Consider the following 15,376-nt stretch of genomic DNA (forward strand, 5'->3'; position numbering starts at 1 on the left):
TTACAGGCCAAAGAATGATTGAAGGACGGTGGCTACGACCACCAAGAAAATGCAGCTTCCAAACCAAGCCGAGGCCACTTTGCCTGTATCCTGGTCTCCTCCATTCCATTTTTGAAATACTTTTACAGCCCCTACAAGGCCTAATACGGCCCCAATCGCATACATTAAATTGGTGCCGGGTTCAAAGTAGGATCTTACCTGCGAATCGGCTTCTTGAATCCCGGCCGCCCCATCTTGAGACCATACTTTAACCGAACTGGCTACCAGAAGGAATGCCAGTAAAAGCAGTGATCGGCGATTGATACGATTTGTTTTCATAGGTCTTGTCTATTTAATTGGTGGAACATACTTCTTTGAATTTGCCCTAAAAGAGCGCCTTCTGCTACGGGGGCAGAAGGGCCTTTCTCGGGCGGCTCCGTCAATCCAACTTTCTCCAAACTTTGGTTATTTCAGCCGTGCTTAGATGTATGGAGCCATATTTTGCGCATTCTGCCTGAATGAATTCGATGACCGGAACCCGGTGAAGGGACTCACCCAGGCTCGCGTATTCACTTAATATCATTTGCAGAAGTGCTAGTAGATCGTCTTTGCTGTAGTTTTTATCGAATGCTTCACCAATGGCGGTCTTGAGAGCATCAGAAGCGGAAACCGCCTGCTCGAAGACTGCCGGGTCTTTCCAAAGAAAAGACTCCACGCCGTTTGCTGTGAGCTGGCCTGCCGGCTCGGTGGCAACCTCTGCGAGAGACTCATTGAGCGGGGCCGGGCTAAACTGCTGGGAACGGGTTTTACCAGAAAAGAGGGTTTTCAGATCTGCTTTATAGAAGCGCAATAGGATCAGGGCATAATAAGCGAGCAAGCTAGCCGATACGAAAATGAGGTAGTATTTCCAAAGGTCAAAGGTGAGCATAATGAATCAGATTTAAGTGTTCATGGACGCAGGCTGGACAACAGGATGTGATATCCATCAGAAGATCCGATGCAAAGTAAAGGTTGGAGTAGGGTGGCAAAAAAGTACAAATTTTCTATCACCTTTTTGCCACCCAAATCGATAAGGTGTCAAGTCAACTTATGGTTTACGTGATAGATGCGCTGCTGCCAGATTATTGGAATGTTAGGTAGTAGATAAGATGATGCATGATTGTTCATGTCAAACAAGGTTATTGAAAAAGTATGTGTCAACGATTCAGTAAATGGCACCAGCAAGGAAACTCAATTTTTGTTCGATGACGACCGTTGAATAGGAGGGTACTCTCCAAAATGCTCGATATTTAGGCGGCGAGTTGTTTTAAAATGAGTATTATCTCCGACTGATTTTAGAATTATTGTCGAACCGGTAGTCACCAAGATCTGACCTGGAACACCCGTTATGTGAGGTGCGGAAGAAACTGAAAAGGAGGGTTATAGGATATTCACTGACTAAAAGTGTCTGAGCTTTAGTGTATTTTCGATATCAACTAAAATGTTCAGAATTGAAAAATTCACTCAGACTAATACCAATTGATTTGCAAAATTTGTTTATAGTATAAATTGAAGCACCCCTTCCAGCTTCAAGTCGTTGTAGGACTTGTTTCTCTAATTCCAAATTTTCTAAGGCAAACTGCGACTGCCTTTTGCCAGAAGCAACTCTTAGTTGAGTTATCCTTTTGGCAATGCTTTCCTTTAATTTCTCATCAACTTCATTCAATTTTGCACTCATGATGCAATGAGAAGATATTTAGCAAATAAAAAGTCAACCATATGGTTGACTTTTTATTTGCTTTTTCTTAATTTTGAATTAAGGATGTAGGAATCAAAACGGTCAAAGTGTTTGCCTGTCCGTTTGTATATTTTTTACCTCTTGGAAATTTGACTCGCTACTGCTAATTGGAAGATTGAGAACTCGTAAAACTGGATGTATTAAGTGAATCAAGGTCCTCATTCGAAATATTGCTTCCAAAATTTTGTACTTTTTGGTTCAATTGCACTTTGCATAACACTGCTCTGCAACACTAACCAAGTCGCGCTTATGATGTCAATTCTTGTTTTAGTAATTTGTCCACCGGATTGAAACTATTTGCTCGAATTCAATCTGTAACAACACCGCAATGTCAGGTGCTTCTCGTTGTGTGGCAACAGAGCCGCTTACGAGCGAAGCAATTTCTTAATTTTCACTCCTTAATAATTGTTGCAATGAACTCACGTTTTGCTTCCCTGGGAACTCTTTGCCTAATGTTTTCAACTTGCTGTTTGTCTATTTCCTGCTTTGGTGAGCCACTCAAAGCCCAGCAGACTTCTAAAATTAAGCCGCTTGCAACCGAAGATACGATGCCCGACCTCGTAATTAACTGGATACTTCGCTATCGGGCAGCGTCTGCAAATCGCTCAGATTTCAGGAGTAAACTGCTTGCTGATATCTTGCAGCTTAGGCCTTTACCAGAAGTTTGACCGAGAGAAAAATTGAAAGACCTCAACCGAAAGTTTAGGTCGATACAAGTCATTGACGATGGTTCCAACTTTTTGTAAGTCTGAAATGGTCAATTTTACGGCATCACCACTCAAAATCAATCCCGGGCATTAGTTGTATGTTGCGTGCTGTGACGAGACCGTTTGGATTTCAACTTTTATTTGAACTGACTGAACAATTCGGACGGGCTTATCTCGAGACCTTCGCAGAGCGAGATGATGGTGGTCAAGGCTAGATTGACCTTTCCTTTTGTAATTCTTTGCACTTGAGAGTACTCGAGGCCAGAAGCCGCCGCCAATTTTCTTAGGCTCAGATTTCTTTGCTTTGCAGAGACTAGAACCGCATTTGCAAATTGTTGAAGTATAATGTCCTTGTTATCCATACAAGGAAAGTCATGGTATTTTAAAAATAAATTGACGTATGATTGTATATCATTTTACTTTTTTGCTATGTTTGTTTAATTTTTGAGACAGGGCAATTGGTCTTATTTTAAGGATTCCGCGATACTTATAGAGAAATTGAAACATTCGCTCAAAGTCTCTCATTAAAAAACGGCACACGTCCTGGGCGTGGGTTTGCTTATTAGCTCCAAGGTATATCGGTACCTGTAAATGAAATCAGTTGAGCTCCACGTCTCGTTCAGGTTCCTTGTTGAACCACATTCGCAAAGGAGCTTCTCTTATTTAATACTTATTGTTTCATGCTTTTAAACTAAAAGCGCAAACCATCTAGTGTTATGAAATCAATCCTAATTGTTGTTATCTGCCCTCCTGACTGAGAATAGCAAGCGCTGCTATATACAATCTCATCCGTTCAGCTAAAGGTCTCAGCTATGTTTTCCTTCTGGGGAAAAGTTATGCTCGATTCTTGAAATTCATTACTGACGGATCTTTTTCACTCCTAAAAATTAGTTGCAATGAACTCACGTTTTTGCTCCCCAGGCAACTCTTTGCCTTACATTTTCAACTTATTGCTTGTTTATTTCCTGCTTTGGGGCTCACATCCACTCAAAGCCCAGAAGATTTCTCAAATCAGGCCCCTTGCCATCGGAGATACAGTGCCTGATGTCGCAATTAACCGCATACTTCATTACCAGACAGCGTCTGCAAAACGCTCAGATTTCAAAGGTAAACTGCTCATCCTGGACTTTTGGGCTACCTGGTGCAGTCCATGCGTATCGATGATACCCAAAATGGATTCCTTGCAAAACCAGTTCGAAGGAAAAGTGCAGTTTTTGCCTGTCACGACTCAGCCGGAAAACACCGTAACTGCATTTCGCGCCAAATATGAGAAGCGTCATGGTAAACGTATACTGCATCCGGAAGTTGTCTCCGATAGTATTTTGGGCAAATTCTTCTATCATAATTCATTACCGCATTATGTCTGGATTGATCGGGATGGGGTGGTAGTGGCCGTAACTGGGATGGATCAGATCAACTCGGACAAAATCAGCTCCTATTTGCGCCGGGCAAAACCCGTTTTAAATGAAAAAAGGGACGAAAAGCGTATCGCATACGATCAATCCCGTCCGCTGCTGGCCAATGGTAATGGCGGGGATGGCAGCAATATGATTTACCATTCGGTCTTGACCCGTTACACACCTGGCATGCAGGGCAGGTTCTCCTGGAATATCGATCCGAAGACCGGTCGCAAAATCACCGTTACCAATTGCAGCCGGTTTTGGCTTTACCGGATCGCCTATGCCAAACCGGGCAACATACTCGATGAGGGCAGTGTGGTGATCGAATCAGAGCGGGCATCCAGATTGACGACAGGGCTTCATGGCCAGCATTACCTGGACTGGCTTAAAGATGACAATGGTTTTTGCTATGAGCTCATCGTGCCAGCTGGATTTCAGGACAAAACCAATGCCATCATGCAGCAGGATCTGATCAACTTCTTTCCAGATTACGCTGCGGCGATGGAAAACCGCACCAGGAAATGTTTGGCACTGGTCCGCATGGAGGGGCAAGGACATTTATTGAAACCCTCAGCGGGCGGCAGAGCGCAAATCAGCATCGACCCTTTCGAATGGAAGCTTGCCAATGCTTCTCTGGGAAGCCTGGTGGACCGGTTTAACCTGACACAGAACTGTCCGCTGAATCTGGTGGACCAAACGGGTCATACCGCCGCTGTTGACCTTCAAATAGAAGGCAATATTTCAAATTTACCCGATCTCAACAAAGCACTTGCCCGCTACGGGCTGATGCTCACCGAGAAGCAGTTGGACCGGCCCGTTTTGGTGATCCGTGATCGTGAACCGACCAGTAAATAGTCATACCAGATTGATAGACAGCAAAATCTCATGAAAAATATTTTGTATTTGCTCTTTTTCTGTGCCTTGCCGTTGACCGGGTTATCGCAGATTCTCATCGAGGGAAGAATTCTTGCGGCTGACACCAAAACACCACTCGCAGGCGCCTCGGTCGTACACAAGGCTAGTCTGCAAGGGGTGAGTGCAGATTCCGCCGGTCGGTTCCGCATTCGCATACCCGCCTCTGACGAACCTGAAATCATCGTTTCCTTTATTGGTTACCGTAAAAAGCAGGTACCTGTGAAGGGGTTGGGCTGGGTTTCTGTCGAGCTGGAAGCGGATCCCAGTCAGCTGGGTGAAGTGGTCATTTCCAGCGGTTATCAGGATATTTCCCCAGAGCGCGCCCCGGGGTCTTTTGCGCACGTGGGCAATGAACTGCTCAGCCGGCAGGTGAGCAGCGATATCATCGGCCGGTTGGCCGACAATGTGGCCGGCCTGGTCTTTAACCGTAGCGGCATGGTGCGCCCAGGTGCCCAAAGTGCGATCAGCATCCGAGGCAACAACACGATTTTTGGAAGAGAAGATCCACTGGTGGTACTCGACAACTTTCCCTACATAGGGGATATCAGCCTGATTAATCCTAATGATGTGGAAAGTATTACCGTGCTCAAAGATGCGGCCGCGGCCTCGATCTGGGGAGCGCAATCGTCCAACGGCGTCATTGTAATCACGACCAAAAAAGGGAAATTCAATAAGCCCGTTCAGGTTTCCTTCAATTCCAATGTGACGGTAGGCCAGAAGCCCGATCTTTCTTATTTTCCTGCGATCGCAACTGCCGACTATATTGACATGGAGAAAGCCCTCTTTGAGAGGGGGTACTATAAAACCTTCGAGGACAGTGAAGAAAAGACAGCCCTGACACCGGTGGTAGAGCTTTTAATAGCGCAGCGGGACGGGAAGATTTCCCAATCCCAGCTCCAAACACAGATAGACGGGCTCAAAAATCAGGACCTGAGAGAAGATGTAGGCAAATATTTGTACCGAAACCAGCTCAATCAGCAGTATGCAATTAACGTCCGTGGCGGAGGCATTACCAACAAATACTTCATTTCAGCGGGTTACGATCGGAACATGGCTGCTGCCGTAGGCAATGCCAGTAGCAGGACTACGGTCAATGCCAGCAACACGTTGAGCCTGCTCGGCCAAAAGCTCGATGTGACGACAGCAATCTATTATGCCGCTTCCAAAAATGAGCTCAATGCACTCTCCATGCAAAATCTCAATATTGCCAATGGCAAACCCCTGCCTCCTTATGTGCGTCTGGTCGATCAAGGGGCCAAGCCGGTTTTTATTCCGCATAGCTACCGGGGCAGTTTTATTGAGGATGCCCAGCAGGCCGGCCTGCTCGACTGGCGGTATAATCCTTTGCAGGAAATCCAGATAGGGGATCACACCGCCTCAATGGCCGACTATCGTCTGAACTTGAATGCGACTTACGCGGTGCTGCCAGCCCTTTCGGTGCAAATGCTTTATCAATACAATAAAATTGACAACCAACAGCGAAACCGAAAAAGCATCGATAGCTGGTACACCAGGGATTTGATCAACCGTTTCACCTCTGTTGGTCAGGACGGAAGTCTTCAACGCGCCGTGCCCATCGGGGACATTTTGGATATGCAGCAGCTGGCTACCACCAGCCACTCGCTGCGCGCCCAGCTTAACTATCATCAAGATTGGCAGAAGAGCGGCAGCCTGACCGCATTGGCAGGCGCTGAGGTCCGTGGACTGAATACAGAAGGTACCGGAAGGGGGTACTATGGCTTTGACAATGAGATGGCCACCAGTGTTGCAGTGGACTACCTGTCCTATTTTAGTTCCTATGTCAACCCGGCCTCCACGCTGAATCAGATCCCTAACTATGATGGGATTACATCCCTGACTGACCGCTACATTTCCTATTATGGCAATGCTGCCTATACCTACGGCGGCCTTTATACACTCTCAGCCAGCGCCAGGTTAGACCAATCCAATCTTTTCGGCGTGAAAGCAAACCAGAAGGGGGTTCCGCTTTATTCGGCAGGTCTGAGCTGGAAGCTGAGCAGTGAGCCCTTCTACAAGCTCAGGTGGATGCCCTATCTGAACCTGCGGGCCACATTTGGCTACAATGGTAATATTGACAAGACGCTTTCAGCCTACACAACTGCCATGTTTTCGGCTGCCGCTGCCCCATACGGACTCCCCTACGCTAGGGTAGTCAACCCCCCAAACCCGCAGCTGCGTTGGGAGCGCACCAAAATGATCAATCTGGGCGCTGATCTAAAAACCAAGAACAATCGGCTGAGCGCCAGTCTGGAGTATTACTTTAAAAAAGGTATCGATTTGATCGGGGAGGCCCCCTTTGCGCCGCAGACTGGCATCACCACCTTTAAGGGAAATACGGCCAACACCAAAGGCCATGGTTTTGATATCACCATCACCAGCGAAAATGTAAGGGGCGCTCTGGGTTGGCAGACCACGCTGCTGGCCAGTTATGCTGCCGATCAGGTAAGTAAGTATCTGATCAAGCCCGTCAGTTCAGCCGCGTATCTGAGCGCAGACGTTATGGTTCCCACAGAAGGCAGGCCCTTGTATGCCATGTACAGCTACCAGTGGGCTGGCCTGGATGCGGCATCCGGGGATCCGCAGGGGTATTTGAATGGTGAGATCAGTAAGGATTATAGTGCACTCAGAACATCGACCGGTATTGATGAGCTGATCTACCACGGCTCGCTGCGGCCGCGGCTTTTTGGGGCGCTCCGCAACACCTTTTCTTTCCGTGGCCTATCACTTTCAGCCAACATCAGCTACCGGCTTGGGTATTACATCAGAGCGCCATCGGTCAGTTATGGCAGCCTGCTACAGGGGAACGGGGGGCACTCAGATTATTACCGTCGCTGGCAGCAGCCTGGCGATGAGCTGACCACCCATGTGCCTTCGATGCCTCCGGTGAGCAGCTCAGCCCGGGACGAATTTTACACCCATTCATCTGTTTTGGTTCACAGAGGGGACCACGTGCGGCTCCAAGACATCAATTTAAGTTATACGCTATCCAAAAGCCATGCGCGCTGGATGCCCTTTCAGACTGTCCAGATTTATTTGTTTGCCAGCAACCTCGGTATAATCTACAAGCGGGCCAAATCCAATCTGGATCCAGATTATTTGTCGTCCCCTCCACCCTCCAAGAGTCTCGCTGCGGGATTAAAGATTGATTTTTAACGCTATTTAAAAAGATGAAAAAGATTTCGCTATTTCTGATCATTACCGCCGGCGTGCCTTTGGGGTGCTCCCCGGATTACCTGGATGTAAAACCCAGCAAGTCGCTGGTGGTTCCTAGTCAACTGCAACATTTTCAGGCCTTGCTTGACGCGGCTGGCGTGGCCATGAATCAGGGGCCTGGCATTCAGGCACTGGCCACCGATGAATTTTATCATCCGGACGATAATTTGAAAAACCTGCCATTTGTGCCTCGCAATGCCTATTTGTGGGCAGATGACATTTTCGAAGGGACAGGGGTAGCCGACTGGGAATTCCCATACAAGGCCATCTTTAACGCCAATATCGCCTTAGATGGGCTGCGCAAGATCAGCCCCGATGCCCAGACGGAAGAGCTCTACCAGCACATTTATGGCAGCGCCCTATTTTACCGCGCTGTGTCGCATTTTCATCTGGCGCAGGTTTTTGCGGCGCCCTACGAGCCGGCTACGGCGGCGGTTCTGCCCGGTATACCGATCCGGCTTTCCATGGATGTCAATCAAATAGTGGGTAGGGGATCCTTAAAGCAGACCTATGATCAGATCATCGCAGATCTGACAGAATCCGAGCCCATGCTCCCGCCACAGGTAACCTACATCAACCGGCCTTCAGGCGCAGCTGTCAAGGCGCTGCTGGCCAGGGTCTATCTGAGCATGGGTGACTATGAGAAAGCCGGGCTGATGGCATCGGCCGCTCTGCAAATCCATGATCATTTACTGGACTACAATACGCTAAACCCTTCGGCTGCGAGGCCTTTTCCCGCGCCATTCTCAAAGGCGAACCCTGAAATCATTTATCACTATGGACTGACGCCCTACTCGCCACTGGTAAGCTCACCGCTAACGGGTGTCGACTCGGTCCTGTACCAATCTTATCAAAGCAATGATTTGAGGAAAACCTGCTTTTTTGTGTCACGGCCCAGTGGCGTATATGGTTTTAAAGGAAGCTACGGTGGCGGTGCCTCCCTTTATGGAGGCCTGGTGACCGATGAGCTCTATTTGATACGTGCTGAAAGTTATGCCCGTAGCAAGAAAACAGATCTTGCACTGGCCGATCTGAACACGCTGCTGAGAAGCAGGTTCAAAAAGGGCAGCTTTGAAACCTTGAAAGCAACCGATGAGACCATACTGGACCTGGTCTTAATGGAGCGGAGAAAAGAGCTGTTCGCCCGCGGTTTAAGATGGTCCGATTTAAGAAGGCTCAATATGGAACCAGCTCATCAGGTAACCCTGATGCGGATCGTCAATGGCAAGCCGCTCAAGTTAGCCCCAGGCGATAACCGGTATGTTTTTCCGATTCCTGATAATGAGATCAAACTCAGCGGCATCGAGCAAAACCCCAGGTAAGACCCAAGAAAAAAGGCAAACCGCCACTGGCGGTTTGCCTTACCAAAAACTTACTCTTTACTGCTGAACATAACCGGACTGGATCGTGCCGGAGAGCGCAGCGCTGTTGTTTTGAGCCTCGGTATGCTGATTGGGATCATAACCTGTGGCAAAGTCGGCCTTGCAGATTTTCTCTGAGGCTTCGCACGACTCAGAAGAGACAGCTCGCCAGCTTCCCGTATCATCGCCATCCGCGGCCACGCGTTCCCATCTGGTGACGAGTGCTGTTTTCTGGCCTGCTACGCTCCGGGTTGCCACGGCCATACTGCTTCCTAGCACCAGGGCAGCCATGATGAGATAATTGATTTTTAACTTTTTCATTAGATTTAAAAATAAAATTGTGAATGATAAGAAAGTGCCTACTCTGTTTTCAGGTTTTCAGCGTTTCCCCTGGCGCATGCAGGGCAGACATCCCGCCTGTGCCTGCTGCGACTAAGATTTTAAACCCGAGCGCGATGCTGCTGACTTTTTCTGGTCAAGGCAATGGCCAGGATCGTAATGGTCAGAAATGCCAGGTTAAAAAGAAGATGCGCGCCAAAATTCATCGAGTTGAGCACCCCTCCACAGCTGCAAGGCACCCGGTCGAAAAAATCAAGAAGCACCAGTACCATATACCCGCTGAAAACAACCATGAGCAAAGCCGAAGTATACAAACCCCAGAGCCGGTATTTCTCGGTGGCTAAAAGAATGACTGCCATGATTTCACTGGACACAATGCCCCAGGCCAGAAGTCCTGCCGACCATTTGGGTATGTTTTGATTGGACATCTGTTTTCTGAACTGTTCGAAATCCAGCAGTTTGGAAAGGGCCGTGTACAGGAAAAGAGTGATCAAGATCGCCGATAGGATTGTCGGAAGTGTTTTTGCTTTCATAGCTGTTTATTTTGGTGTAACCCGTCGGTCGCAGACTGGCTACCGGTGCATGCCAGGTCTTGTGCAGGTGCCCATAAAGCTAGATGGGAAAAACAGGTTGTAACTTCCTGTATCGTAAGTGGATCATTGATTCTTTTTTGTATGACAGGCCGGGTCAGCGCAAACTTTTTCTGATCTCACTGAGCCTGCCCGGCGAGATTTCAAGGTAGCTTGCAATGTCTTTGAGCATCAGGCGTCTGGCCGGAAAAACTTGTTGGAATTGCCTGTAGGCCTGCTGAGCAGGCAAGGAGCAAAGAAACGATTTGAGCTCACCCTGATTTCGGTCATCGAGCAAGATTTTACTAGACAACTTTGGCCCCTCCGGGAAGCTGTGATAAAGAAAAAGGATGCTGGCACTGGTCATTGTTGTCAAGACGCTGTCTTCCAAAAGCACGATCCGGTCCGCAGTCATCATGTGGGTGTTGCCGTTGGCCAAAAGCATGACCTGGCCTTGTTTCCAAAACCGGGTAACGTGTTCTTTGCCGTCTTGATCTTCGTAGATGGCTTTGGCAAGCCCTTCTACGATAAACCAGATTGTCGGACGGGGGCCGCTTTGCCTGAGCAATGCCCCTTTTTTGAAAACCTGCCGGATGAGCACCTGGTCCAATGCAGTTTTGAATCCAGTACTCAGTGGGTAAAAGGCGGCCAGGTGATCTGAGAGCTTTGAAGCATTCATAGTTTTTGATGGATGAGGTGTCAGTATTCGTTGATCCAGTCGATGACCGTTTGCAAAATCTTGATGACGGTCTGTTTGTCTTTTTCTTCGAAAGTGTAGGATTTCGAGCGCATGCTTTCCCAGGATATCTCTGGCTTTCTGGGCGTAGAAAGGAATGGCGTAATGCTCTCAAAAACGGCATTGAGTGATTTGGCTTTTAAAATCCGCACCGAATCCAGTGCTCTTAAAATCAGCCCGATCTGATCAACGGAGAGTAACACCATGACCTTGAAAGGCTCTGGTTTTTGTTGTGATATGGCCGTGGAACCTTGCAGGTGTCCGGCTATATCCCACTGGCACATTTTTTCCAGGTAGTTGATCTCCTGGGTAAACCAGTCGCCAATGGCTTTCTTGACATCTGCCTGGTACGGGTGCAGTCTGACACCCGATTTTTTGTGCATCTGCTTGAATTCCTTGTAGCTATGCAACAACTGAGTCATTTTTTCACGAGCAGAGCCAGAGCTATTGATGCGCCGGGCGAGCGTTTGGGTAAAGTAATTTATGAATGATCGACTGTTGAAATTCATATAAACCAATAGTTCGACTATTGCATCATGGGCTTTGCGTTGATCGGAGATGCGGCTGATTTTTTCCAGTTCTTTCAGCAGCTCTTTTTTGTAAAAGATTTCTCGAAAAGTAATCGCGCGCTGACCTGGCTCTTGGCTGATATCAACCATTGATCTGAGTACAATATCGGTCAGGATCTGATTGTCGGTGTGGCTCAACAGATCTGCTCGGATCAGATCAATGTGGCCGCCAAGCTCTTTTTGGGCATGGGAAACATAAGCTGGCCCAGCAGGATCATCCAATGAGATATAGATATCCATCCGACTTTCCATGAAAGTGAGAAGCTCATAAATGCAGCAACTGATAGAATCAATGGCGCTGATGATCATCGGGTCGGGAATCTGGATCAAAGCCGCATTTTCATAGGCCTGATCCAGTAAGATCAGCAGCTTGCCATGCTGCTGATCAATAAGATGGAGTAGTTTTCGTCTGCCGGAAAGACGCAGGTTTTGCCCCTTGAGAAAAGAGATATAGCTGAGCTTTTCTTGATGGGCTTTTCCGATAAGCGTTTGAAGTTGCTGGGCAGTCAGCGCTGTGGCATCTGTTTGAGCTGTATTCAAAACGGTTGTGAGGATAAAATCCAGCCATTCGATGGTGCGATGCTTTTCTATCATGAGAATTTCAAGTTTTGAGCCTAATATTTTCATTTTTAGAAGAGGGGATCTGGTGCGCTGTGCGCCTTTGGGTGGCCCGACTCACCGATCTTTTTTGCAGGGCACTAAAAAGCAGCTATCGGGAAAAGATAGCTGCCAGACTCGGTTAGGTACACCTTGGTGATTTACCTTCGGATAATCATCGTGCAAATCATGCCACTGGTGGTGATGGGTTCTTCTTGCGAGGTTTTAGCCAGGTTCCGCCAGATTTGGCCCTGATAATGATGCAACCAAGTTTGTTTTAGAACGAGCTTTTGATTTTTTTTCATGATGCAGTATTGAATTAGTGGACATTAGGACATCAAGCAAAACAAGGTGGGTATATCAAGGCGCTGAAATTTATGTGACCAAACCTGGTAATTTTGTTTCGAATGGGAGCATTGTAGGTTTGAAACCTTCCATGCTCGTTACAGTGGCTTGAGGTAGAGGCAGCTCACGCGCTATCACAAGGAAGTGCTGATTGCGATTTAAAGAATTACAGGCAGCTTCTCTTTGATTAAATCCTTAGAGAGCTACGACACGATTATGGATAAAGTGGCAATAGGAAGCAGTTTTGCCAGCGTGCTCAAGTATGTCCTTGCAACGGCCAGAAGCCAGCATTCTCCATGCGGTGGATGTGAGGGAAGCGAGCATTTAGTCAGCGGCAGATGATTTTAACATGCAGCGTTATAAGAACTGGAGGTGGGAAAGCTGTAGGACGTATTGTACTGAGCTGGAACTGCTCCTAATGCGACGACAGGAATTTTCTCTCTCGCCGGAGAATTTTTGAGGATTGTTGTGGTGAGAATTGCATCAAAAACATTTTTTAGTTCGCCATACCTCATGCTTAATCAAATTTTTTTGCGAGACGATTTTCGTATAAGATTTGTGCTGTTTCTATGCACCGAGGATCTCCCGTGATCATCAAATCTGCGTAAGTTATAATTTCAGGGGCCTCTAATCGCTGGCAGCCTTGGAACGTGGGGGCAAAGAAGCGTTTGTAAATTTTTAGGTTACCGTCTTCTTTGGGAATGAGTTGTAATTTTCTTATTAGCTCTACCTTGTTTTGAGATGTATAGATAGTCCACTGCTGGGGATTCAGATAATTGGTTAAATATTCACCGGCCGGTTCTCCGCCCCAGACTGCTCCCTCCGGAAGATCGAGCTCCTTCCACTGATCAATCTCGCGAAAAAAGTAAGTGCCCAAAAGTAAGGATGGTTTCAATACATTGGCGTAGCCGATTAGCCAGTTTTCCAACAACTGTTTTTTATTATTGAGCAGCATTCTTTTTTTATTCACTTCGAGCAGATATCCATCTTCTTTCAATGCAGATATCACTGGCTTGATCGTGCCCAGTGCAACAGTGGCAAGGCTGGCAATTTGGCGGTATGTGTAGTTGACATAGGTCTCGTTTTCTAAAAATATGTAGACGATTCGGAGCCCCGCTTTGGTAAATGCTCGGTTCCTCTTGGTTTGTTCTTTGTCAATACGCACGGCTTTTTGGCCTTCTAACCAAATCAGCGTTTCGCCATCTGCCACATAGATGTTGCCTGCCACGTCCAAATAAGCTATTCCTTCTTCGCGTAGACGTTGTTTCTGTGCTGGAAAAATCTTTTCGGCGATTAACAGAAATGGTTTGTTCTTTTTAGCTTGGTGTAAAAGTTCGTCTATAAAGTAGCCGCGAAATTCACCTTTAATTTCTGTTATAAATGTCAGCGGTTTACCTTTAATACTTAGTGAAGTCTTTCCATCAAAGCCTGGGTCAGGCCGTGCGATTGTTGGCTCCCAAGTTCCTTTTATGCCAGTGTGGCCCTCCAGATTTTTCAAGGCAGTCTCAGCAATTTCTCTTTCGCTAGTAGTTCTGTTCATTTTTTTATCTTGTTCGTGTTCAGTGAACATAAAATAATAATGAACAGCTCCCTAGTCTTTTGATTTTCCTGTGATGAGCTTACCAATGATTTTGGCATGAGTTTAGGCTCATGGCAGGTATTGGGTTCAATCATGCATCAATAAGTCAGTTTCACCCAAAGGATCAATTGTCTGGGACATCGCTACTTAGTCAGGAACTGAAAGCTAAAAAGCATATTTTTGAATCATGGCTAAGCACACATCAAAGCACGACACTTTCATCAGGGCTATTATGGCCAATCAGCAAATCGCCCTGGATTATTTTCGGATTTGTCTACCTGAACATGTCATTAAAAAGCTGGATTTTTCCACTTTTAGGCAGCTTCCGGACACATACGTCTCCAAGGATTTGCAAAAATCAATGTCTGATATTCTGTACGAATGCCGTATGGCTGGTGGCGAACAACGAGTTAAAATCTCCCTTCTGATCGAACACAAGAGCTATATTGATAAAAATGTACCTATCCAAATCGGTAGCTACATTTTTTCGGGGATGCTGAAACAGATCGGAAATGGTGAAAAGCCCTCGCTGATCATTCCAATACTGCTCTATCACGGTAAAAACCGCTGGGAATATAACACGCTTTCCGGCCTGTTCGAAAACATAGGACCCGAGCTGCTGGGATTTTTGCCCGAATACCAGTACATTTTTCACAACCTAGGGCAAATCCCAGACCAGCAGATCCAGGCTTTGCACAATAAGTTCCTGGCCGCCTCGCTGCTGGCGTTGAAGTACAGCGCATTAAAAGACAGGCTTGGTAAACTGATTCCAACGATACTGGCACTAGCCGGTGAAATGGACCAGAACTTGCAAAGTAGCCTTATTGTTTATACATTCGTGAGTAGCGATCTCACCGTACAGCAGGTTCTCGAGCTGATCACATCGCTACCTACTCAAACGAAAGAAACTGTCATGAATACCTTGGATTTTTTTGTAGAGAAAGGCCGGAACGAGGGGCATTTGGAAAAGACCGAAAAAGCGGTCCGGAACCTGATCAAACAGTCCTTACTTACAGATGAACAGATTGCGTCTGCCCTAGAGGTAACCGCAGACTATGTATCCGATATCCGCAAGCAACTTGGTCAGGCCAGTTAGCACTTTCTGCATTAGTTGATTGATCCGCTAGGTTCCGTATCATTTCATCGGCAAATCAAAAGTTACGGTCAAGCTTAGGTTACTGGTAAAGGAAGCCTTGCTTTACCAACCGATGTAAGGTTTTACCAACCGTTAGCCATGAAATATAGTAGGCCTAGCACATTTACTGCCAA

At 46.9% G+C, this 15,376-nt stretch carries 13 protein-coding genes; 4 read left to right on the forward strand and 9 right to left on the reverse strand.

The annotated features are described in order from the left end of the window. From ON006_RS04705 to ON006_RS32245, 4 genes are all read right to left on the reverse strand, one after another. A complete protein-coding gene (locus ON006_RS04705; protein ID WP_244819627.1) occupies positions 1-318 on the reverse strand; it encodes a DUF4134 domain-containing protein in 318 nt (105 codons plus the stop codon). Positions 319-418: 100 nt separating this feature from the next. After that, positions 419-907: a hypothetical protein gene (locus tag ON006_RS04710; protein WP_244819626.1), complete on the reverse strand. Its 489-nt coding sequence runs from the start codon at positions 905-907 to the stop codon at positions 419-421. Between the two features lie 543 nt (positions 908-1,450). After that, positions 1,451-1,696, reverse strand: a complete 246-nt coding sequence (locus ON006_RS04715) for a helix-turn-helix domain-containing protein (RefSeq protein WP_244819625.1) — start codon at positions 1,694-1,696, stop codon at positions 1,451-1,453. 904 nt (positions 1,697-2,600) lie between these two features. Continuing rightward, on the reverse strand, positions 2,601-2,825 hold the full coding sequence (locus ON006_RS32245; RefSeq protein WP_374760200.1) for a helix-turn-helix domain-containing protein: 225 nt from the start codon (positions 2,823-2,825) through the stop codon (positions 2,601-2,603). A 534-nt stretch (positions 2,826-3,359) separates the two neighbouring features. Here ON006_RS32245 and ON006_RS04720 point away from each other — a divergent pair. Genes ON006_RS04720 through ON006_RS04730 form a run of 3 tightly spaced genes read left to right on the forward strand, consistent with a single transcriptional unit; the run spans position 3,360 to position 9,334 of the window. Then, positions 3,360-4,718, forward strand: a complete 1,359-nt coding sequence (locus ON006_RS04720; RefSeq protein WP_244819624.1) for a TlpA family protein disulfide reductase — start codon at positions 3,360-3,362, stop codon at positions 4,716-4,718. Positions 4,719-4,748: 30 nt separating this feature from the next. Next, the gene (locus ON006_RS04725; RefSeq protein ID WP_244819623.1) at positions 4,749-7,952 is read left to right on the forward strand and encodes a SusC/RagA family TonB-linked outer membrane protein; all 3,204 of its coding nucleotides are present in this window, start codon (positions 4,749-4,751) and stop codon (positions 7,950-7,952) included. Between the two features lie 14 nt (positions 7,953-7,966). Then, positions 7,967-9,334, forward strand: a complete 1,368-nt coding sequence (locus tag ON006_RS04730) for a RagB/SusD family nutrient uptake outer membrane protein (RefSeq protein ID WP_244819622.1) — start codon at positions 7,967-7,969, stop codon at positions 9,332-9,334. 57 nt (positions 9,335-9,391) lie between these two features. Here the strand turns inward: ON006_RS04730 and ON006_RS04735 are convergent, their stop codons facing one another. The 5 genes from ON006_RS04735 to ON006_RS04755 form a co-directional block, all read right to left on the reverse strand. Further along, the gene (locus tag ON006_RS04735; protein ID WP_244819621.1) at positions 9,392-9,694 is read right to left on the reverse strand and encodes a hypothetical protein; all 303 of its coding nucleotides are present in this window, start codon (positions 9,692-9,694) and stop codon (positions 9,392-9,394) included. A 119-nt stretch (positions 9,695-9,813) separates the two neighbouring features. After that, complete coding sequence (locus tag ON006_RS04740) at positions 9,814-10,245, reverse strand: MauE/DoxX family redox-associated membrane protein (RefSeq protein WP_244819620.1); 432 nt, start codon at positions 10,243-10,245, stop codon at positions 9,814-9,816. 154 nt (positions 10,246-10,399) lie between these two features. Then, positions 10,400-10,960, reverse strand: a complete 561-nt coding sequence (locus tag ON006_RS04745) for a Crp/Fnr family transcriptional regulator (protein WP_244819619.1) — start codon at positions 10,958-10,960, stop codon at positions 10,400-10,402. A 20-nt stretch (positions 10,961-10,980) separates the two neighbouring features. Next, complete coding sequence (locus ON006_RS04750) at positions 10,981-12,180, reverse strand: hypothetical protein (RefSeq protein WP_244819618.1); 1,200 nt, start codon at positions 12,178-12,180, stop codon at positions 10,981-10,983. Positions 12,181-13,045: 865 nt separating this feature from the next. Continuing rightward, on the reverse strand, positions 13,046-14,098 hold the full coding sequence (locus tag ON006_RS04755; RefSeq protein WP_267609959.1) for a type IV toxin-antitoxin system AbiEi family antitoxin: 1,053 nt from the start codon (positions 14,096-14,098) through the stop codon (positions 13,046-13,048). Positions 14,099-14,294: 196 nt separating this feature from the next. Here ON006_RS04755 and ON006_RS04760 point away from each other — a divergent pair, with 196 nt between their 5' ends. Beyond that, on the forward strand, positions 14,295-15,203 hold the full coding sequence (locus ON006_RS04760; protein WP_244819616.1) for an Rpn family recombination-promoting nuclease/putative transposase: 909 nt from the start codon (positions 14,295-14,297) through the stop codon (positions 15,201-15,203). Positions 15,204-15,376: the final 173 nt, after the last annotated feature.

Origin of the sequence: Dyadobacter pollutisoli (assembly GCF_026625565.1) — a bacterium.
In the GTDB taxonomy this organism is placed as follows: domain Bacteria; phylum Bacteroidota; class Bacteroidia; order Cytophagales; family Spirosomataceae; genus Dyadobacter; species Dyadobacter pollutisoli.